The organism is Gammaproteobacteria bacterium (ex Lamellibrachia satsuma) (assembly GCA_019623805.1).
Classification (GTDB): Bacteria; Pseudomonadota; Gammaproteobacteria; order Chromatiales; family Chromatiaceae; genus QGON01.
Genome location: CP053680.1, coordinates 1,088,752 through 1,112,528 on the forward strand (window position 1 = coordinate 1,088,752; position 23,777 = coordinate 1,112,528).

General features: G+C 56.6%; 5 protein-coding genes. All 5 read right to left on the minus strand.

The genetic code is table 11. The annotated features are described in order from the left end of the window. Positions 1–108 precede the first annotated feature (108 nt). Complete coding sequence (locus HPY30_04640; protein ID QYZ65333.1) at positions 109–13,197, minus strand: PKD domain-containing protein; 13,089 nt, start codon at positions 13,195–13,197, stop codon at positions 109–111. 57 nt (positions 13,198–13,254) lie between these two features. Further along, a complete protein-coding gene (locus tag HPY30_04645; GenBank protein ID QYZ65334.1) occupies positions 13,255–20,154 on the minus strand; it encodes a hypothetical protein in 6,900 nt (2,299 codons plus the stop codon). A gap of 846 nt (positions 20,155–21,000) precedes the next feature. After that, positions 21,001–21,381 carry a hypothetical protein gene (locus tag HPY30_04650; GenBank protein QYZ65335.1) on the minus strand — a complete coding sequence of 127 codons (381 nt, stop codon included), beginning with the start codon at positions 21,379–21,381 and terminating at the stop codon, positions 21,001–21,003. A gap of 246 nt (positions 21,382–21,627) precedes the next feature. Then, positions 21,628–22,383: a PEP-CTERM sorting domain-containing protein gene (locus HPY30_04655; protein ID QYZ65336.1), complete on the minus strand. Its 756-nt coding sequence runs from the start codon at positions 22,381–22,383 to the stop codon at positions 21,628–21,630. Between the two features lie 401 nt (positions 22,384–22,784). Beyond that, positions 22,785–23,639: a pentapeptide repeat-containing protein gene (locus HPY30_04660; protein QYZ65337.1), complete on the minus strand. Its 855-nt coding sequence runs from the start codon at positions 23,637–23,639 to the stop codon at positions 22,785–22,787. Positions 23,640–23,777: the final 138 nt, after the last annotated feature.

Consider the following 23,777-nt stretch of genomic DNA (forward strand, 5'->3'; position numbering starts at 1 on the left):
CCTTAACTGTAGCCTCGCTCCCGTTACCCTGACCTTTCCCAGGCTTCAATCCGCCCTTATCGCTATCTTGTTCTCACTCTCACCATCGGCGTAGCACTGACCTTGTTGTCAACGCGTTCTTCTGGTCCTTTCTACCTGCGGTGTGGCAAAGGTCTCGTTCGAAGGCAACGACTCGGCGCCGCCGCTCACCGAGGTGACCATATAGTAGTAGGTCACACCGTTTGTCAGACCCTGATCCCAGTAGCTGCAGTAGTCACAGACATAACCACTGGCGATCTGCGTGTAGGGTCCGCCGGATATGGTACTGCGGTATACGTTGTAGCTGTCCGCACCTACCACCGGCGTCCATATCACAAAAACTTCAGTTGGCTTCGCACGGGCCGTCACGTCAAAGATCGTCTGTACCGCACCGGCCTGCACAGTTACTGTCAGAGTGTCACTGCCAACACCGCCATCCTTGTCGGTAACTGTCAGGGTCACGGTGTAGATACCTGCTGTTGAGTAGGTGTGGCTCGGGATCAGGCTGCCACTGGCGGTAGCACCGTCACCGAAGTTCCACTCGATGGTGTGAGTGTCTAGCGTACCTGGATCGCTGAAGCTGCCGCTGAAGTTCGCGGTGCCGCCTTCGTTGATGGCCTGGTCAGGCCCGGCATTTGCAGTTGGTGCCACGTTGTTCACCGTCACTGTGGCAGTGTCGGTGGCTATAAGCTGACCGTCACTGACCTCGAGTCCGACACTGAGGCTGGTGTTGTCTGGCTGGACCGGCAAGGTGACTTGTGCGCCGGTAGCATCGTCGTACTGGCCGTCGTTGTCCAGATCCCAGGCGTAGCTGAGTGGGCTCGGGCCGTTGTCCGGGTCGTTGGAGCCACTGCCGTCGAGGGTGACACCTTCACCTTCATTGATGGTGTAGGGGCCGCCCGCGTTCGCGGTGGGTCCGACATTGGCGGTGCTGAGGTTCACCTGCAGGCTGTCGCTGTCGGATGCACCTTCATCGTCGGTGACGGTGACGGTAACGGTGTAGCTGCCGTCTGCTGCGTAGCTGTGGCTGCCCGCCACGCTGCCGCTGCCGGCGCCCTGGGCCACTGTGCCGGATTCGATGGTGCCGTCACCCCAGTTGATGGTGCCTGTGTGGGTGTCCTGTACGCCTGCATCGGTGAAGGTGGCCGGGGCCAGGGCGATGGTATCGCCCGGTGCGCCGGTCTGATCTGGACCGGCCTCGACAACAGGTGTCGCGTTGTGCACCGCAATGGTGAGGCTGTTGCTGCCGACTGCGCCGTCGTCATCGGTCACGGTGACCGTGACCGTGTAGCTGCCGTCCTCTGCATAGGCGTGGCTGCCCAGTGCGACACTACCGCCGCCTGCACCCTGGGTGAGGGTTGCGATTTCTACGCTACCGTCACCCCAGTCGACCGTTGCGGTATGGGTATCCGCGGTACCGGCATCATTGAAGGTGGCGTCAGGCAGGGTGACCGTATCGCCTTCGGAAATCGTCTGGTCCGCGGGCACCGCCACTACCGGTGCCACGTTGCCGACGGTGACCGTCAGGCTGTCGCTGCCCACGCCGCCATCCTTGTCGGTGACCGTCAGGATGACCGTGTAAACGCCGTTGTCTGCATATACGTGGCTCGGGGTCAGGCTGCCGCTCAACGGCGCGCTGCCCTCACCGAAGTTCCATTCGTAGGTGTGGGTGTCTACCGTTCCCGGATCAGTGAAGCTACCTGCGAAGTTGACTGTATCACCTTCATTGGCTGTCTGGTCAGGACCGGCGTTTGCTGTCGGTGCCACATTGCTGACCGTCACCGTGGCGGTGTCGGTAGCCGTAAGCAAGCCATCACTGACTTGGAGTCCAACGGTGAAGCTGGTGTTGTCAGGTTGGATCGGCAGGGTCACGGTGACACCGGTGGCATCATCGTACTGGCCGTCGCCGTCCAGATCCCAAGCGTAGCTGAGTGGGCTCGGGCCGTTGTCAGGATCATTGGAGCCGCTGCCGTCGAGGGTGACACCCTGGCCTTCGTTGGTGGTGTAGGGACCACCCGCATTCGCGGTGGGTCCGGCGTTGCCGCTGGCGAGGATCACCTGGAAGCTGTCGCTGCCGAAGAGACCATCATCATCGGTGACCGTGACGATGACCGTGTAGCTGCCATCCGCTGCATAGGCATGGCTGCCTGCCACGCTGCCGCTGCCGGCGCCTTGGGTCAATGTTCCGGGTTCAACGGTACCGTCACCCCAGTCGATGGTGGCTGTGTGGGTATCCTGTACGCCGGCATCGGTGAAGGTGACTGGGGTCAGGGAAATGGTGTCGCCCAGAATACCGCTCTGATCCGGACCGGCCTCGACCAAGGGTGCAGCGTTGTTCACGGTTACCGTGAGGCTATCCGTACCGACTGCGCCTTCATCGTCGGTAACGGTGAGGGTCACTGTGTAGCTGCCGTCTTCCGCATAGGCATGGGTCGGGCTGAGGGTGCCGATCTCGCTGGTGCCGTCACCGAAGTCCCACTCGGTAGTATGCGTATCCAGGGTTCCCGGATCGGTGAAGCTGCCTGCAAAGCTGGCGGTATCACCTTCGGTGATCGTCTGGTCTGCGCCCGCATCGACGGTGGGGGCGACGTTCTCTACCGTAACGGTCATGCTGGCCGTGCCTACGCCACCATCGTCGTCTGTCACGGTGAGCGTGACTGTGTAGACGCCGTCTTCAGCATAGACATGGCTCGGGGTCACGCTGCCGTTGGCGGTATTGCCGTCACCAAAATCCCACTCGATGGTATGGGTGTCGGCGGTGCCGGGATCGGTAAAGCTGCCGCTGAAGTTGACGGTGTCACCTTCGTTGACCGTCTGGTCGACACCGGCATCGGCGGTGGGCGCCACGTTGTTCACTGTGACACTGGTGCCTGAAGTGCTGTTGAGCAGACCATCGCTCACCTGGAGTTCAACCGGGTAGATGCCGTCGTCCACACCGGTATAGAGCGGGGCCGGGCCGGTAGCGTCGTCGTAGGCGCCGTCGTTATTGTAGTCCCAGCCGTAGGTCAGTGAATCCCCGTTGGGATCGTAACTGCCAGTGCCATCCAGGTTAACGGTGTCGCCCTCATTCATCGTATAGGGACCGTTTGCATCTGCGACTGGTGCCATGTTCGCCACCACGGTCACGGTGGTGAAGTCCTGATCACTCAGACGTTCGTCCTCATCCAGTTCGCCGTCGCCGTCGAGGTCGTTGAGTACGCCGTTGTCCCAAACCCGCAGACCGATATTGAAGGTTCCCGGGGTGGCCCATACGTAACTCGGCGTGGTGCCGTTCGCCTCGGCAAAGTCGTAGGGGAAGACCACATCGAGCTCCCACTCGTAGCGGGCGATGAAGTCTGTGGGATCGATCTCGAAGGAGCCTGTACCGTCCAGTGCGCAGGGCAGACCGGCAGTGCAGGTGTAAGGACCATTGGCATCGGCTACCGGCGGATGCGGCGGGATGGCGATGGTAATGGCAACGGTGTCGGTCGCCTTCAGCGGCGGAATATTGTTATCGGTCACCCGCAGGGTGGCGGTAATAGTCTGCGGCAGTGTGCTCTCCGGATAGAGGCTGCTCAAGTAGGTATGCGTGGACACAGGATCGGTGCCGACGCTGTCGAAGACACCGTCGCTGTCGAAATCCCACTCGTAACGCACCAAGCTGGGGAAGGGATCGAGATGGTAGGAATTGGAGCCGTCGAATGTCAGCGGCAGATCCACCGCCCACACCCGATCACGCCCGGCATCCGCCACCGGCGGCTGCACGAACAGGGTACGGCTGAGCATGATCACCGCCCAAGCGCTGCGCATATCCCAACTGGCACGATAGCTACCCTGGAAGCGACCGGTCTCGAGCTGATCGTCGATCAGAATACGGGCGATGCCGTCATCCGAATCGTCAAACCAGTTGTAACCGTTGGCCGCCAGGTTGATCACAGGTTCCGGGTTGCCCAGACGCATCGCCTTGGTGAAAGCGTACATGGCGTAGTAGTCGCGGCAGGTCTCGGTACCCGCATTGGGAACACCACCACTCCACTGGTAGATGATACTGTCAACATCCGTTTTCGACCATTGACTACCGATCCAATCCTCAGCCGTGGTCCAGCGCTTATCACTCACTTCAAAATCATCAAAGGCGAGTTGCACCATACCGGACGGGGTCGTGGCCCGACCGTTGCCGCCCCCAGCATAACCGAACCCGATTCCGTTATAGCTGTGGTTCAACCAGACATCATTGCGCTCCTTGACCCACAGCGGGACAGGAATGCCGAAGATATCCTGAGCCGCCTGCAAGCCAATAGCACCCCACTGGGCTGCGGAGTTGTCGATACTGGTGTTCCAACTGTAGCGCCAACCACCACCCAAACCTTCTTCAGTCTGCCCCCAGTTGTACTGGTCTGCCATATCAGTCAGTACATCGAAGTAGCTGCGACGCTTCACATCATCCGTACCGGTTACCGTGCGCCGGAGCAGGCTGCGGCTGGAGGCGATAGCGTCCATCACGGAGCCGCCCTCGTAGATCGGCCTGGCAGTGTTGACACTGATGCCGATGCCGTTGCCGTTGGTGTCCGGCTCACCATAGGTCTGGGCAGCGATATCGTACTTGGTCAGCAGCGTAAACAGGTATTTCAGGCCACGATCCACCGTCTCGACGTAGGGATTGTTGCTCTGGTCGCCAGTTTCGAAGTGACCGTTGATCTCGAATGACTGGATCGCGGGTGCAATAGCGGAGGCAAAGTAACCACCGTATGTGTAGGTCGTCCACGAGCCGGACGGATAACCGTCTGTGGTGGTCCGCGTCTGACGCTGGTGCAGGTACCAGAGTCCCTCGTCGATAGCGACGTTGGTCTCGGTGGTCAGGTTAATGGGCTTGACCACCACATTGTAGGTATCCTGTCCCATCTGGCCCAGGGTGTCCCAGACCTTGAGGGTGGCCACAAACGGCGTACCTTCAGGCGCATCGGGGTAGGTGTGGGTCACCGACAAGTCGTAGTTGCTGGTGATAGCTGTCACCGCCGAGGAGGTGCCGTCACCAAAATCCCACTGGAAGGTATGAGCATCGGCATCACGCACTATGCCCTTGAGATGGATCTGCCTGCCGTTGTAGGTCTCGTGGGGCGTGATTGGATCGTGCGCCACCCAAGGCACAGTAATCACATTCGGTGGCTTGTTGCCAGGCGCCGTAACCGTTGTTGTATCGGTGGCAGTCTGGCCTGCACCGTCTTCCACCGTCAGAGTCACCACATGGGCAGCCTGCTGACTGGTAACAACGAAGTTGTCGAACTCGAAGGTGCCAGCACCCCCCATGGTGGCGCCCAGTTTCAGCGAGCCGGTGGTGTCGTAGGTGGAATCGTAGAGCTGGGTCCAGTCCGTTGCGCCGAGTTCGCGATAGTAGTAGGTGGCGCCGGCATCGGCTTTCAGGTCGATGCGAACCTCATACCAGCTTCCCCCCGTGTAGCTGCCGAATTCCCCTCGATAGATTCCATTTTCATAAATTTGAAGCGTACCGTTACGAAAATAGATCGCGTACGCCATCTGAGTGTAATTGTAGCTGGTACTGGTGTCCTTCAGCCCCCACATCATGTACTGGACGGTAATTGGGTTTACCGGCCGCACCTGACCCTGGAAACTGGCATTGTGATTCTGGAAGTTCTCCTGGCTGAACAGATGCTGGGCTCCCCAGCCGCCGGAACCGATCATGGTTACCCGATCATCCTGGGTAGCCCCAACCGCGAGCCACCGGCTGCTGTCAATCACCGTGCCGTCGAAGGTCTCTTCAAAGAACGTGCCGGTACCGGGAAAAATGTGGAAGGGCGTGGTGCCAACAGCATCGATATCGTTGGTGAAGTTGCCGTCACCATCACGATCGACACTGGCATCGAAGTCCCAACGGTACTCGACGATGCCGAAGTCGTCATTGGAGTTGCGTCCGTCAAGGTAGGCCGGCGGCCCGCCGGCACCGACCTCGTAGGGTCCACCCGCATCGGCAGTAGGTGGGTCACCCACCACCACTTCGACGGTGGTGGCAGCGATGTCACTGTTACCGGCGTTGTCGGTAACGGTCAGAGTGACGTCATAGGTTCCGGTCTGGCGGTAGAAGTGCTGTGGCCGCGCGCCACTGCCTGTATAGGGCAGGTTGGCCGTCATGGATCCTGCGGCATCCGGTCCACCTGTGGTGTCACCAAATGTCCAGTCGTACAACTGGATAGCAGTACCATCGGTGGAGCCGCTGCCGTCAAAGGTAATCAGACTGCCAACTTCGGCCTGGTAGGGACCACCCGCATCTGCAACGGGTGAACCGTCATCCAGTGCGGTGATGGTGGTTGTGTCAACGGCCGCCTGCAGCGCATGGTCGCGCACACGCAGGGACACATTCTGCACTACCGGCTGGAAATAACTGCGCGAGACAACCGGGCCATCAAGAATCAGCCGAACCTCCGCATCGTCCATCTCGAACGCACTGAGATGCACATCGACACCGACTCTCAATTTTGCGTCTCCCGTAGAGGACGACTCGTAGAGCAGTGTCCACTCTGTGGTGCCAACCTCCTTGAATTCATACTTGGCGCCACGGGTCTTCAACGTGATGCGGACATCGTATTCCACACCCTTGCTGTAGATCGCCTTGTTGCCATAGCTTGTACCGTTCTCATAAATGTAGATCCAAGTATTGTCACGAAAATACATCGCATGAGGCATCTGCGTGTAGTCGTAGGTGTCGCTGAGGTTCTTGAAACCCCACATCACATCCTCAGTACCTGCGGAATTTTCGACTTTTACCCTGGACTGGAAAATCAAACCAGGTTTACGCTGAAAGACCTGCTCACTGAAAAGATACCGGGTACCCCAGCTACCTGCCCCCGCAACCGTCAGCTTCTCATCCTGGGAAACGCCTTCCGCGCTCACTCGCCACTTGGACGTATCCAGGGTGGTGCCGGAAAAGTCATCGGCCAAATCCGGATCAAAAGTCCACAGGTAGTCGTAGATACCAAAATCATCAGTGGAGCCGGTAGCATCCAGCGTGACAGACCAGACACCGTGGCTGGCGAAGGATTCGTCGAATTCATAGGGACCACCGGCATCTGCAACCGGCCCGTCGTTGAGTTGTACTTCGACATCATGAGTGATGGTCGTCTGCTGACCCGACCTGTCAGTCAGGGTAAGTGTTACCGTATAAACTCCGGGAGCAGTGTATATATGGGTCGGAGCGATTTCGGTAGAGGTCTCGCCATCACCGAAATCCCACTCATAAAGGATAATCGCAGAATCGTCGGTGGAGGCGCCCGCATCAAAATCTACGCTCCAGCCGCCGCCGCTGGCGGCACCCTCATCCACTGAAGCAGGTGCATCAAGCACTGCTACTGGTGGAGTGCCCTGCTGGACCGAGACAGTACTGGTGGCGCTGTGAATCTGACCGGCGTTGTCGATTGCTGTAACGGTTACGGTGTAATCACCAACAGCTGTGTAACGGTGCCGCATGGAGACGCCACCCAACCAGGTGCCGGTATCATTGAAGACATTGGCACGTCCCAAAGTCTGAATGATGATTGGCTTACTGGCAGTAATGTGATGCAAACCGGAGACGCCCCCGAGAATGTCGGCCGCAGCCAGATAACGGTATCCGTCCTTGTCGAGAGCCAGGCTCATCGCGCCGCTGTTGATATCGATATTGGTGCCGTTGTTGGGTGCAAAGATGACAATGCCTTCCATCAGGTTGTGCAGATGGAATTCCGTCCCTTCCCGCCCTGCGGTCATCGAGATATCGTCACCCAGCGAAATGATACCGGAAGTACCTTCCTGGGATCCCATCCAGACTTCGACATCGCCACTGCTCACCACCCGCAGGCGACGGGTATCCAAACCACCCTGGTACCACATTTCTCCGGTCGCCAGGGTATGGGTGTAAAGCGAAACACCTGTATCCAGATCGAGGATCTCTACATCTGCCGCCTCGAGGGCAAACACTGCCGCTGCCGAGTCGTTGTATTGAGCGACTGCACCGAGGAACAACCTGCCAACCGCACTGCCTGTCTCCGAAGGCACAGTGGTATACCCGTTGCCCCCGACAGTCTGCATGGAGACGTTACCGCTGGAGACGACACGATATACGGTTTCGCTGAGCCCCGATGGTTCCCAATAGGACCCGGCGCGCAGTCGCTGGCTGGCGCGCAGGACATCACCAGAGTCGTAGAAACTGACCACAGCATCCTCATAGGCGAAGACATAGAATCCGGCATTGGCGTCACGGTGGAAAATGAAGTGCTGGCCCACCGGGTCACCGCCCATCGCAGGCATGAAGGCGGAGTGATAGCCGAATTCGGTCAGGTAAGCTGTGACCGGCTTGTTCGCTTTGACCTTGAAGGTGATGCCGTCTCCGGGAGAGACATCCCAGATGCCGAACCGGTTCAGTGTGTTGCTGGCGATGACCGAGTTGTCTTCGAGATTGATGATATCGATCTCGGTGCCATCGTGGGTGGCAACTATGCGGCCCAGACGGGCGCTGGGAATGTCGTAGCCGTAAAGATCGGTACCCGTGGCAAAGTAGCTTCCACGGCGTCCGTTATCGAAACCTGCCATGTAGCTGGTTCCGTCACCAAAATCGACAGTGTAACGCTGGACATTATGGTCATCCGAAGAAGCTGTCGCATCCAGAATGATGTCCCACTTGCCATCCCAGGCATCCTGCTCGGTCAGGGTGTAGGGGCCACCTGCGTGAGCCACCGGAGGATCGTTGGCCACAACACTGACACTGTGCGTTGCAGTATCGGTCTGACCTGCATGGTCGGTCACAGTCAGGCTGATGTCGTAATTGCCTGCCGTATCATATTGATGCTTCGGCCGCAGTGTATCACCGAGTGGTGTAACCCTGACGTTGTCGTAGATCAGGCTCTGGGTATTGGCCAGCAGGCCAATGCCGCCGGAGGGATGACGTGCCACCGGCGTCTCGATCTGCAGGCTCTCCACGCCGCCTTCCGGGGTCACGAAGAGTTGCATGGTACCGTTCTCCACCCGCAACCGCAGATGGTATCCAATATCGGCATCCCAACCAGTGCCGCCATCGACCAGGATACTGTCGGTCTTCCAGTCGTAGAAGCGCCAGTGATCCCAACTGTTGAGAGAGTACATCAGATAGCTGTCAGTGCTGCCGTTGCTGTTGGCATGACGGAAAACTATTCCCATGTATCCGTCAGTACCGCTATCGCCCTTGAAGTCCACCTCAAGTTCAAAATCCGCGTAACTGGTAGCGAGATCCTGGAACCACTTCCAACCGGTGGATGTATCAGCCTGGCGCAACTGTCCGTCCGCTACACTCCAGTTGCCGCCGTTGACGGTCCAGGCTGGATTTGCATTGTAATCACCGTCTTCGAAATCGTCTTTCATGCCACCCATATAGCTGAGCATGCTGCCGTCACCCCAATCCACTTCGTAACCGGAGATGCCGTGGTCATCACTGGTCGCGCTGAAATCCACACCCAGCGTCCATTTACCGAGAGAGGCGGCGGTTTCATCCACCACTGCCGGACCGGTGATGGCTGCCACTGGCGGATCGCCTGCCGCCACGGTGGCTGTCGTTGTTGCCGTATGGGACTGCCCAACTTCGTCATAGACTGTCAGCGAAACGATGTAAGTACCAGTCTGATGGTAGCCATGAACCGGATTGACGCCCTCGCCCAGTGTGGTCAGCCGCACATTGTCGAAACGGGCATGTGTCGTATAGGTGGCGAAACCGACGCGCCCCTGATGGTGCGTGGCATCTGTATACTCGAATAGGAAGAGATCATCCAGGTAGACGCTATAGGTGTTGCCGTGTCGTTCCACAGCCAGGTTGTAAGTAAGGCCTGGCCCAACCGTGAACGGCAGATTGTGATCGACCAGCGAGGCATTGGCACCATTGACCGTGCGATAAAACAGCACGTCATTGAGTCCGCGACCGCGCAGGATCACCTCATAGTGGTTGGCGGCATCCTGGTCGGCCATAAGCACCATGATGGCCTCTTCGCCAGTACCACCCTCGATAACGATATCCGCCTCGAAGCGCAGATCATCCGAGATGAGATGGCCGCCCAGGGCGAAGGTGCGATCCAGCGAGGTGTCGGTCTGATGGTAGCCACCGGCATCCACCTGCCAGGTTCCGCTCAGTTCGGTCCAGCCGTCGGCATTGCCGTCACCGAAGTCATCGGTGAAGCCGTCACCAAAATCCCATTCATAGTGGGCGACTGAGCTGTCAGGATCCGAGGAGCCGTTGCCATCGAAATGCCCGATCCAGCGTTGGTTGGAGGCCGTCTCCTCACCGAAGAGATACGGGCCACCGGCATTCGCCAGCGGCGGATCGCCCGTCACCGTCACCTGTTGGCTGATCCGGTCGATATCACCGCTATCATCGGTCACGGTCAAAATTACAGTGTATTCCCCCTCACTGGCGAAGGTATGGGTAACGTTTGCACCACTGTCAGTCGTACCATCACCGAAGTCCCAATCGTAACTGACGATGGATCCTTCGTCGTAGGAACCGGTGGCATCAAAATCAACCGACTCACCCTCATTGATATCGGCTGAACTCAGCGTTGTCAGGGCAAACGGCTGGCCGCTCACACGACCGGCGGGGGCAGCCACACCTAACGTAATGCCACCGGTGTTACCGATACTGACCCGAACGCCGAAAGTAGCATCACCATTGCCCGGATAGTACCAGACGCTGTTCCCTGTATAGTCGACAACCACGATGTCCAGATTGCCGTCGTGGTTGAAGTCGTAATCGGCATAGGCAGAGTGGTTGTTGGTATCCAGCGATGCCACGTAGACACCGGGCTGGAAGGTGGCGTCTCCATTGCTCTTGAAGAAATAGGGATTGCCACTGCCGCCCTCTACGGCAATCAGGTCATCCAAACCGTCATTGTCGAAATCACCCAGCACCGCTCCGTAGGGATCGGTGCCGGGATCAGCGATATGACTGGTGACAAAGTTGCTGTCGCCATCGCCCATGTAGAGGTAGACATAACCATCGCTATAGCGCGCACGGGCAATGTCCATATTACCGTCGTTGTTTACATCCCCCGCATCGGTACCGCGACCGGCACCACCGGTATTCGGCAACAGGCTGATATCAAATCCTGAAATATAACTGCGGCGGCTGATCTTGAAATCATCGAACCAGAACTGCTGGCCGCTGGTGCCATTGTAATTGGTCCACCACTCAAAGGTCGTGATCAGTCCCTTGGCATCAGGCCAGTACCCGCGAATGGCTTCCGGCAGGTTAATGGATACCGTGTGCCAACCGTCATCATCGACCAGGTTGACTACCGGGTTCGATGGGTAACCATCCGGGTCTGCAGTTGCCGTGCCGCCAATCTGTATCCAACCCTTGTCATTGATGTAGACGAAGAGGCCAGCCGGAACGCCGGGAGGAATCCGGTAGGCAAAGCTCATGGTAGGCCCGTTATGCAGATACCAATTTGCCGGATTGACAGCCCCATAGAGGCCGGAGCCATCTCCAGTGGCCTGAACCCGCATGGACCAGTCACCGCTATTCGCCGTGGAGTCGTCACGCGTCAATACGGTGCCATGACCGGTTATCCAGCCTTCATTGCCGATCTCGAACCCGGTAAAGAGGTGGGTCTCCTCACCAAACTGCAGGTCGCCCTGATTGGTAAAGAGCCAGCTGTCACTGCCGTTGCCGGTGACCACGAAGTCCATCTCGCCGTCGTTGTTGAAATCTTCTGCGGCCATGTCCATAAGCCACGAATTGACAGTATGGGCACTGTCTCCCACATGCCCCAGATAGACTGGTGCCTCGAAGGTGGCGCCATCCTTCTCATAGTAGTAGAGGTGTAGTCTGGAACCGTCGTTACCGTGACCGGAGATGAGATCGAAGTCACCGTCGTGGTCGAAGTCGGCAATGGCCGAACCGCCCCGTGTATAGTGACCGATGTCTTCCAGGAACTGCAGCGGTGAAAAGGTTCCGTCGCCATTACTGCGTGAGTAATGATGTATGCTGTCGTCACGCGCAGTGACGATGTAGACTTCGGGACCTATGACCACGTCGAACGACTGGGTATCACTCAGTCCCTGGCTGTCCTCGACCCCCACCGTGACCGCTGACTTGCGTGGATCACCCGCCATCGGCGACCAGGTCACCAGACCCGAAGCCGCATCGATGCTCATTCCCGCCGGCCCGGCAGTAAGTGAATAGCTCATGACATCGCCGAATGCTAACTCGGGGTCGTCCACCACGATCTGATAACGGTATTCGACGTTCTCCGCCGCAACGACATTGGGAGGTGAGATGATGCTCGGCGCGTGATTCAGCGCACCAACCACTACTAAGAAGCTGTCGCTACTGCTATTGCCCGCTTCATCGGTAGTGGTGAGTGTGGCCTGGTAGATGCCGTCGTCCGGGTAGGCATAATCGACTGCCAGCCCGATGCCGATGATCCCGTTGCCGAAATCCCAGCTGTAGTCGACGATGGCATCATCCGCGTCGATGGATGCGGAACCGTCAAAGTGGAAAACATCCCCTGCAGCAACCTCAATATATTCCACATTGGACGAAGCGACAGGTTCTGCGGCTGTCGTGAACTGCAGGTTGTCGAGCAGGATCGCAGAGTTGCCCCTGCCGTCACCGGTATCGCTGATGCGCAGTTCCAGGCTGAACAGATCCGCGCTGCCGGCGTGGGCGGAAACATCCGCCACCAGGGTGTGCAGACCTGTCTGGCGAATATAGCCTGTCCAGGGCGCCGCATAGGATGGAACAAAGGTATCTACCGTCAACAGTGTCTCTTCACCGCCACTGCTGACCAGAACCAATTTGACCGTGAACTGGTCGTTGGCAAAGCTGGGACGAGGTTCATCTGAGAGAAAATCGTAGTCAAGGCGCAGGGCCGCCGTACCCACCGGTATAGTGAAATTTTCGATCTTCAGCAGGCTGACATCCGCATCCCCTTGGGTGCTTCCGTCATCCGGCTCGCTGGTGAGCAGCGCCGCCTGGGTTCCTTCAGTAGGACGTAGCGAACCAAACCCGTCGACCAGCCGCACATCACCTTCTGTCACCATGCCGCTGAAGCCGGACTCGAAACTGCCGTCCGCACCGCCGATATCATGGGTGCCTGCCGCCACTGCGAATGGCAACAGACCCACTACCGCCAGCAGGCCGGCAGCCAGGTTTCGCGCATTCCACAGTGTCATTGACAGATACATTTTCATACTCAAGCTATCCGCAACATCCTATCTCTCTTTCCAATCCTCAGCCCTGGCCCTTATTTAGGGATCCGGTACCTCGGTCATGGTCCAGATCATATCCACAGCTTTCAGTCCTACACAGGCGTTGGAGACATCACCTCTGGCGGCTGCCTCGTAGGCTGTCACCGTCGCCTTGGTCGCTTCGTCAACCTTCTTGTGATACTCGACCAGTTCGTTGATCTTGTCGGTAAGCCCAAGGGCAACGACCAGCTTGCCTTTCTTCAGCGCATCAATCTTGGCGCTGATATCCTCCAGCGTCTTGTACCAATCCGGTTTCAGATCATCGACGATCGACTTGAACATATCCTGACCTGCCGCTGACAGCGCCTTGTAGCCTGCGGCGATCTCCTTGCGCGAAGCGACCATCAGCGAGATGCCGCCGTTGACGTCGTTGCCCATCATCTCCATAGCCTTGGAGAATTTCGTATAGGCGGGTTTGAGGATGCACTCGGCAATCATGGTGGCGCGCAGGAAGAAGCGGACCTGGTGCGGCACTGTGGCCTTCATCAAATTCATCCGTATCCCTTGCACGATCGTCATCTCGGCCAAGGTGAACTCACCGGTGGGATCAACGTAGTTGACTGGGTTATCGTTGGCGTACAGATAACGATGCAGGCTGATGGGACTCTGAGGGTCGCCGGACGCCGGATCCATGGAGGTAAAACGACCGCTTGTCGGATCGTAGTAGCGCGCCCGCAGGTAGTAGAAGCCGATATTGGGATCATACTGTTCACCGACGAAGCGGTAACTGTTGTCCGTACTGCCGGTGGCAGCGACTTCATTGCCATAGGCATCGTAGAGATAGGTATCTGTGAGGTTCTCGGCACCGTTAGTCAGGCCGCGTACACTGCCCAATCCATCCGCATGGTAGTAACTGCTGGCACCACTGCGGTTCTGACTCAGCAGATCCATGCCGTAGGTATAATTGACCTGGAGGGCACCGCCGCCGTCCAGCTCCTCGATCACCTGTGCCACACCTGTCTGGTTACGTCCATCCACCAGATAGCGGGTGGTGCCGGATGCATCGGTTCGGCTGACCCGGATGCCGTCGCCGTCATAGACATAATCGGTGACTGCCCCACCCGGTACGGTAGCGCGCACCATGCGGTCCGCTGCATTGTATTCGAAGCTGCTCGTATCGCCAGCTTCACTGGTGCTGATGAGGTTGCCGTTTGCGTCATAGCTGTAAGTGGCTGCACCGGCGCTGGTCATACGGTCGTTGACGTTATAGGTATAAGCAGTGATCGCACCGTCTTTGTCGACCTCTGTCCGGTTGCCGACGGCATCATAGCTGTACTGGTGATCGTATGCGTTGGCACCAACACGGGTCTCGCGAATCAAGCGACTGTTGTCGTCGTAGACATAGTCCACGGCGTTACCCATCAACTCGTCGATCCGCAAACGCAGGCCGTTGTTATTCAGGGTGTAGACATAGGCCGAGATGATATTGTTGTCGCTGTAGCGATTGTGCAGCGATGTCAGCTGATTACGGCTGTTATAGACATGTTCCGCGCTGGTTCCGTTGGCCTGTTCCGACAGTACCAGGTTACCCACGGGATCGTAGCCGAAAGCAGTTGCGCCACCCTCTGCGGCAGTGGTGCTGAGCAGACGGCCCAGTGCATCGTAGCTGTGACTCGTGGTGCGGCCACCCGAGGTGGTGACGCTGGCGAGGCGGTTGATGACTGTGTAGGCATAGTCGAGCGTCAGTCCGTCAGGATCACTCCGGCGCACCAGGCGGTTGCGGGTATCGTAGTCATAGTTAGTGGCACCACGGCTATCCACCACGCTGAGCCTCTCCCCCATGCCGTTGTAGGTGACCAACAGGCTGCTGCCATCGTGATAAAGGGTTGTTGTTCTGCGCCCCCGTTCATCGTTGCCGAAGGTGGTCAGATTGCCGTTGAAATCGGTATGCCCAACCAGACGGTTTGCCGCGTCATAGGTGAAACCCTCAGACTCTCCGCCCGGCAGTGTCCGTGATGCCCGGTTGCCTGCCAAATCATAGGTATAAAGCGTCGTATGACCATTAGCGTCTGTCTGGCTGACCAGGTTGCCCGCCTCGTTGAAGCCGAACAGGGTATCGGATCTGGGATCACCCGCAGTGGGCGGCGGCAGTGAACTCTTCACCAGACGGCTCAGGGCATCATATTCGTACTCGGTAGTCAGACCCATCGGGTCGGTGCTGCGAATCTCCATGCCCGCCGGGTTATAGACGCTGGTGGCGGTATTGCCATCCGGATAGAGCGTCAGGGTCTTGCGGTTTTCCGCATCGAATGTGTACTCGGTGCGGTTGCCGTTGGCATCCGCCACCGCAGAACGGTTACCGTTGGCGTCATATTCATAGGCCGTCACCGGCTGGGTATTGGCGCCCGCCACTGCATCGTACACAAGCGGTTGTGTGGTGCTGCTACGTCGACCGGTGCTGTCGTAAGCATGATCGGTGCGGTTACCGGCTTCATCTATCTCGGTGACCAGGTTACCCGCACTGTCATACTGTTTGACTCGATTCGAGCCGTCCGGATAGCCCACATGGATGATGCGATTGGCAGCATCGTACAGATAGGTGACCGTGTTTCCGTTGAGATCAGTCACCGCATCGCGGTTGTAATCAACATCGTAGCCGTAGATCGATGCTGTGCCATCCGGGTAATCGATACGTGCCACCTTACCGAGTACGTTGTAGGTATATTCTGTTCGCTCGCCGAGGCCATCGATCTCGGTGATCCGGTTGCCTATAGCATCGTATTCCATCTGCGCCACATGACCGAGCGGATCGGTCTGGGTGAGCAGTTGCGAATTTCCATTGTAGGTATAGGTGGTGGTAGCAGCAGTCGGCGTTCCACCAATGCTGACAATAACCGTCTGGCTCAGCTTGTTGCCGTTGGCATCATAGGTATATTCCATGCGCCGCAGCCTGACATCGCTGCTGTCATAACGCTCCTTGGCCGTCACGTTGCCCAGGACGTTGTATTCGATCAGCGTGTAGTTGCCGAGCGGACCGGTCTCCCTGATCCGGTTTCCGGCGCCATCGTAAGTATTGAGCCAGGCATACCCGATGCGGTCTGAACGGATGATGAGCTTGCCCTGGGCATCATAAGTCCAGCTCTTCTCATTACCCCGCGCATCAGAATGACTCAACATTCTTCCAGCGCTGTCGTAGGTATAGCTATGGGTCAGGTTGAGACCACCGCTGTCGCGCACCTCACCGGTGATGTTGCCGCGCACATCATAGGTATAGGTATTCAGTGTGCCGTCCGGTAGGGTTTCTGAGGTCATCTGGCTATCGGCATCGTATGTCCGCAACGTCTGCACCGCCTGCACTGTCCCGTTGATCACCGGGAAGTTGGTCTCGTGAGTGATATTGCCCCGGCTGTCGTATTCATAGATGGTCGGATTGCCCCGGCGGTCGCGCAGGATCTGGCTATTGTTGTCGAGGTCATACTCCATCTCGACACGGTTTCCGTTGCCGTCGGTAATAGCAATCAGCCTGCCGTTCACATCGTATTCCTGGCGCTGTGTGGTGCGCCCCAGCGGATCGACGGTTTCGGTCAGATAGTGCCCACTGTCGTAGACGTATTCGGTACGGTTGCTCTCACCGTCTGTCTGTGCCAACAGATCGCCGTTGGCATCATACTCATAGGTGATGTCGTTGCCGTTCGGATCGGTAATGCTGGTAATCCGTCCCTGGGCATCCCGCACGAAGCTGACGCTAAGCCCGTCGGAGCGGGTGAAGCCATTGTCGGTGATGGTCACCGTCAGACCACTGGGATCGGTGACGCTGGTAAGCTTGTAGTTAACCGAAGCCTTGTTCTCATTACCGAACCGGTAGATGTAACCGTCAGGCGCCGTATAAGTGAAGATAGTCGGGTTGTAGATATCAAGATCGAAGTCGTATATCTCAACCGGACCAAGACCACCGATCACCAGATCAGGCGTTGTACCGCCTGCCAATAGCGTACCCTCAGCATCCCCAATAGGTTCGTAGTTCATGCTGTTCAGGAACTCTATGGGTACCAGCTGCTGTTGATCCGGGTTCGGACGTGCACTGAACTGATATTTCTCATCCTCACCAAACTTGATCGTGACCAGATGTGGCCGGGTCGGTGTCAGGTAGTAGGTGGGGAACCACCCACCACCGCTGCTGTGGTTCCACGCTTCACCTGCCGGCCGGTTGGCAACCAGCTCGGCCTGGGTCAGCGTCAGATACCAACCGTAACCAAAATCGCCCGGGATATTGCGGCGGCGGCTGTCGTAGGTCCGGTTCACCGTAATCGGGAAGCGGCCCACTGTGAGGTTCTTGTCCTGGTAGTTGACCGAGAAGATACCAAGCTGGAACTCTGCAGTGACGTTGAGCTCATGCAGCAGAATGGTGGTCAGACCATTGATATCGGTCGCAGTGACCCTGACCTGATAGAAGCCCGCCTCCATCATTGTGGTATCGAGTACACCAAGATTGCCGTCGGTCACCGTCCGGTTGCCCGTGTGGAAGTGGGTAAAGTCGGCGCTGTCCAACGGAGCCCAGGCCAGCGTGTATTCCACCAGTGTGTCGTCATCAACCGTACCTTCGATGTTGACGAAGCCACTCAGCGGCTCATCCTCTGCGGGCGAGCTAATCATCACAACCGGCGCCGTGGTATCCGAGGCCGGATCCACTGCCTGGAATGAGTCCAGGGCCGTCGATTCATTACCCGTGGCATCCCGCGCCACAGCCACGGCGTTGTATGTACCCAACACCGGTGGTGTGTATACGGCACTGCCGCCAGCATCCAGAGGAACCGGCGTACCGTTTATTTCAAGGGTTCTCTCTACGACACCTACGTCATCCGTAGCGATAACCGTGAGCGTGACCGATTCACCCAGAGCCACCGCGTAGGGGTCGATGGTCAGCGTGATCGTGGGCGGCGTGGCATCGGGTATACCCACCGCCTCGAAACTCGTGCTACTGGTTGAGACATTTCCGGCGGGATCCCTGGCACTAACGTCCACCAAATAGGTGCCTGGCTGATAGGCAACATAGGTAGCCTCGCCAGCAGCATCCAGGGTCAAGTCGAGTCCACCTGGATCGCCGGGGCCGGTAACCTTCGCGGTGCGCTCGCTGACTGCAACATTATCAGTCGCATTGACACTGATAGTGACGGGGTTGAGCAGATCAACTGGATCAGGCAGAGCAGTCACGCCTACCGTGGGCGCTTCCGTATCCGCCAGGATATTGATGACAACACTATCAGCCCCCTCATTGCCAGCCGCATCGTGTGCCGTTGCCACAGCATTGTGCGGACCGGTGACGATGCTCGCGTAGATCGCATCGCCATTGACATCGAGAGGATGGGGGGCACCGTCCACTTCCAAGGCAAGGTCGGTAACCGTACGATCATCCGTCGCCTCAACATGGATCGCCACGGACTCTCCCTGCAGTACCGTGGCGGGGGTGGCGGTCATAGTAACCGTCGGACCAACAGTATCCTGGGTAAAGACGTGAAACTCCCTGCTCCGCGTTCCCACGTTACCGAGGGTGTCCTCGGATGTAATCAGCGCCGTGTAGTCTCCTGCCACTGGGGGCACATACTGCCCGACCCCTCCAACCAACGGCACTGGTGTCCCGTTGATGGTAAGGGCAACCGAGGCAACGCCGTCCTCGTCGAAGGTCTGCTCGGTGACGGTTACCGTATCACCTGCCTCGATATAGTCAGGCGATATGCTAACCCTGGTTCGCGGGAAGGGGATCTCGTTGATGAGCAGACGGTTCTGATCCTGAGGGTTGGCCTGTTGTAAATCGGCGTCGAAATCGTTTTCCACATCCTGGAGCAGCAGACTGAAAGTCCGGCTGACATCAGTCGGCAGTTGTGCGCCGGTGCCGTCGCTGAACAGACCGGTGCCGTCATTCAAAAGCAGTCGATCCTGACCCAGGTTGGCCAGGAGCAAATCGTCATCACCGTCGTAGTCGGCGTCGGCCACATTGACCTTGACCACATAATCGGTCAAAGCGGGCAAACGCGCACCGCTGTCATCGTTGAAAACGCCACTACCGTTGTTGATCAGCAGGCGAAGTCCCTCTCCCCCTTCAGCCAGAATCAGATCCGGATCCCCGTCGGCATCGATATCGGAAATCAGGGCATCGAGACTCGTTGCCGACGACACGGGCAGGCGGAGGACGGTCTCATCATTGAAAACTCCCAGCCCGTTGTTCGCCAGCAAGCGATTTTGAGTGCCCTGGTTCGCGATCAGGAGATCCGGCGTACCATCACCATTCAGGTCAGCGACTTCCAGGTCAAAACTGGGATCCATATCAGCGGGAAGCCGCAGGATGGATTCATCGGCGAAGTTCCCGCTACCATCGTTAATCAGGATTCGGTTACGGCCATCTCTGTTGGCCACCACCATATCCAAATCATCATCCCCATCCAGATCCCGCAACTTGACAGCCATGCTCTGTGCGGCGTCGAACGGCAGGCGGGAGAGAGTCTCATCGGAAAACACTCCGGTTCCGTCATTGATGAAGATCCTGTTCTGTCCAAAGACGCTGGCAAGCGCCAAATCCAGATCGGTATCTCCATCCACGTCACCAAAAACAGCATCTACCAGGGTATCGTCAAGAAGCGGCAAGCGGGAACTGGTCTGATCGCCAAAAGTGCCGCTGCCATCATTTATGAGCAGACGGCTCTGACCACTGTTGTTTACGAGAAGGTCGGAATCACCGTCACCATCAATATCAGCGGCCGTTTGACTGTAGCTGTTGTCCGTTGCAGCAGGCAGGCGTGACGCAGTTTGGTCAGTGAAAGCAGGGAAAACGGGGGAGACGATGAAACAGGTAAAGAGAAAAAAGATAAACAGGTACGCCGTCTTCAGAGAGTCCGGTGTGACTCTCCCAACGGAACTTCCGGCGTCTTTACGCCAGATCTGCCCGCCTTTCTGTAAGCGCTGCACTGCTCAAGCCCTCAACTCGAAACAGCGATTCAGCTGAAAGGATGCAGCTGAACAACATCGGGTAACGCAGAATTAAGGCCCGATGCACAGTCGTCATACACAGTGCTCATTTGTTACTACCTCCCCATGTGCCAATCCGGCACTTACTCGATCCTATCGAGCAAAATCGGAGGAGCCGTCCACTGAAAACTCTTTTTTCCTGTCTGTAATTCAGCAAGGAAAACGTTCCGGCTCACTCAGTCAATTATCCACCGTCCTCTATAAGTTTATAGGCAAACATTGTGCCGCCAACCATAGAATCTTGCGCTGACTGATATAGACACAGCCAATAACATTACTTTTTATAGGCTTTTCTGATGGTTAGGAAGTAGTCTCTTAATCATTCGCAGACCAAAAAGAGACTCATCGATTTTTCGGGCGAGGGCAACTAATCCCATTCCAGTCTCAACCTGAGAAAGACAGCCCTGAATAACCATTTGTTTTATATGTAAATTACCTGGGGGAATTTGCGGACAAAAAAGAGTGTCGGAAAAATTTACAGTTTTCTACACTCTAATCAATCGTTTGATGACTAATTAGGCGGCAAAACAACAAAATCTGTTGACGTGCATCAATTAAAGAAGCACTAACCCCAGCATAAAGAAATATTTTTTATTTGTTTTTCAATTGACTATGAAGATTTGAAGTTTTTTCCGATTAGGCAGGGGATTCCAGCCAATGGTGTCGGAATTACTTACAAAAGAATGGGATTCCCTTGAGGACTGAACCTAGAATCAGGGAAGGAGCAGCGCCTCGCCGCGATGACTCTATAGATAGGTAAATCGCGGCGGGGCGCTGCACCAAAAGCTATTCCGTTTGTTCCGCAGCGCGAAGTGAGTGCAGTGCCTGGTGATCGATGTCACCCGGCAGCTCCTCGGGACGATTGTAGTAGATATCCCAGAACGCCGACGATGACATCCAGCCCTTTCCCGGCAGGAAGACCCTGCGTCCTTCCGCATCGACAGTGAACCTTGTCGGTTCTGCCGGGACAGCAGGTTTTGCCTCAACCTCGACAGCCTGGCCGGCTGAATCCTCTTGCGGCGCTTCCATGGCGGGATCCGGCACATTTCGTACCCTTGGCGCAGCGGACTCTGCCGGTAGCTGAGACCCATCCTCCGGTGGACCCTCTCCACAGGCAGAGAGGAATAAGGCAAAAAAACAGATGATGGGGAGTCTGACGTGTTTCACCGAAGAGTCCTCTTTTTCAGATAAACCACTCCGCCGCAAGCGGACGGGGGGATATTAACTTGGTAGGAACGGCGCCTCGCTGTGATTTGACTGTCTACGGAGTTTTCGCGGCGAGGCGCCGCTCCTACAAACGCTTTGCAGTTAGACTGTAGCCTTATGCACTTCGTAGTGAAAGCGGTGTTTCCGGGTGGAGACTAACTACGGAGCGGCATTTGCCGCTCCGTACGAGGGGATTGGAAGAAGGGTTCAGACAGTCTGTTTACGGCGGCGAATGCTACCCAACCCAAGGAGGCCGGCGCCAAACAACAGGAGAACCGAAGGCTCTGGAGTCGGTATCGTTGATCTAGTCAGAGATCCGGAGAAAAAGATTTGATCCGGGGAAGCATCATCGGCCTGCGTAAGATAAAAACCACCCACAGGTGGGATATCGGTCATCAGCACCAGTTCGATGAACGCCTGCTCACCCACAGCAAGAGTGAAATCCCAACCCATGGCCATGGAGACATCATCCGGTGGTGTGAGGGTTTGATCATCGTTCCAGTCATAGAACACCTGATTATCCAGAAACACATCCCCCGGGTACGACGGACTGTAACTATTCTCAATATTCCAGTAGATATCGCCGGTATATGACACACCTGCAGACCCATTGGTGGGTGACCCCCAACCAGGCTCGTCGATCTCCCAGGACTGACCAGCCACTGGTGCCCCGTTAGCCCACCCGGTTTCGTTGAAAGGCGTATTAATCGCCTGATCAATCTCATGGTCAAACCAAGCGCCGAAAAAGTGATCCCCGGTTCCGGTAATGGTTGCAGTAACTATACCCAGTCCGGTAACCATATCGAATCCACTGACGTCAACACCAGCAGGCACGGCTGCAGCGCTGAAAGTCCCATCGACATTGAAAGCGAAGTCTTTCAGATCAACCTCTGCATGGGAGGAAAAGGCAGCCAGCCCCAGGACCGAAGCCATAATCCATGCGGAATATCTATGTTTCATCATCTTATTATCGCCTCCCGACGCTGGATATAAATGTTTTGCAGTAGATAATTTAAGTTCGTAGCAAGATTTGAACCAGGCATTTTCGATGCGCGCTTAACTTTTTGTATTTTTTAATAATTTAACATTAATTAAGATTTTTTATCCTATTTGATTTCCTGCCAAAAATGAAATCTGTAAAATATTTCGACAGTAAAAAAATAGGTAAAAGGCTAAAGGTCAAAGGTGGAAGGAGGTCGTGCCAACGGATGGGCCGGACTCTGTCGTGACTGTCCTTGGTTGCATGTAGGCCGGTTCAAGCGCAACGGAACCGGCAGTTACAACCGTTCATCAAGGCTGAATGCCCGATCCGCTGCGCTTGATCGGGCCTACGCGCTTTCACCTTTGACCTTTAGCCTATCTTTTCAGCGAAGATTCTGCTTATAAGACGGTATATCGGCATTCAATGCCTTGGAAAAGTTGGAGAAGTCCATGGTCACTGAGGCCAGTTCGACCCCTTCGAAGTTGGTATTGGTGACATCGGCACTGCGCATCACGGTGCCCCCCATCACTGCATGAGAGAGATCGGCGCCGGAAAGATTGACATTTCTCATCACACAATCCTCGGCGGAGATATTGCGCAGATGAGCGCCACTCAGGTTGGCTCCTTCCAGATTAGCCAGATTGATGGCGCTGAAACCGTCCCGCTGCTGACTTTCGAGGTTGATCCCACTGAGATCGGCTTTGATCAGGTTGGTGTCGTTCAGATGGGCATCCCTGAAATCGGCATTGGAGAGATCAGCCCGGCGCAGATTGGCCTTGATGAAGAGCGCATCGTGGGCCACGCTGCCTGATAGATTGGCCTCCTGAAAATCAGCATCACACATATCCGCACGGCTCAGGTCGGCACCTGACAGGTTGGCCCCGCGAAACATCCCGTTGCGCAGGTCAGCACCTCTCAGATCGGCGCCGGTGAGATCGGCCCCTTCCAGCACCGCCGCATTGGCGCGAACATGACTACCGAAACGCGCCTGAATCAGATTTGCGTCCTTCAGACTCGCGCCACTCAGATGTGCATTATTAAATGTTGCACCCTGCAGATCGGCACCACTCAGATCAGCATCGATCAACTCGGCAGAGTTGAATCGCACACCCCGCAGATCCCTGTTTCTTAAATCTGCCGCCTCCAGATCCATCTCCCGCAGGTCTGCACCGGCCAGCGTTTCGAGTTCGAGACTGGCAATCACTTCACCCGACGCTTTATTTTTGATTTCCAGCATTTTTTTCTCCATTTTTTACCGTATCACTGTTTTTCCTATTTGGAAGCATAGTCCCAGCCTCTACCCTCTGGAAGACTTTATCCATTCAAGATGATCATGATCAACAGAAGAAGGCTATCAACAACTATACTTTCCCGT

What these genes read in the sequence shown, in the direction of transcription:
- HPY30_04640 (QYZ65333.1), bottom strand. Translation starts at nt 13,197, where the DNA reads ATGAAAATGTATCTGTCAATGACACTGTGGAATGCGCGAAACCTGGCT.
- HPY30_04655 (QYZ65336.1), bottom strand. Translation starts at nt 22,383, where the DNA reads ATGATGAAACATAGATATTCCGCATGGATTATGGCTTCGGTCCTGGGG.
- HPY30_04660 (QYZ65337.1), bottom strand. Translation starts at nt 23,639, where the DNA reads ATGCTGGAAATCAAAAATAAAGCGTCGGGTGAAGTGATTGCCAGTCTC.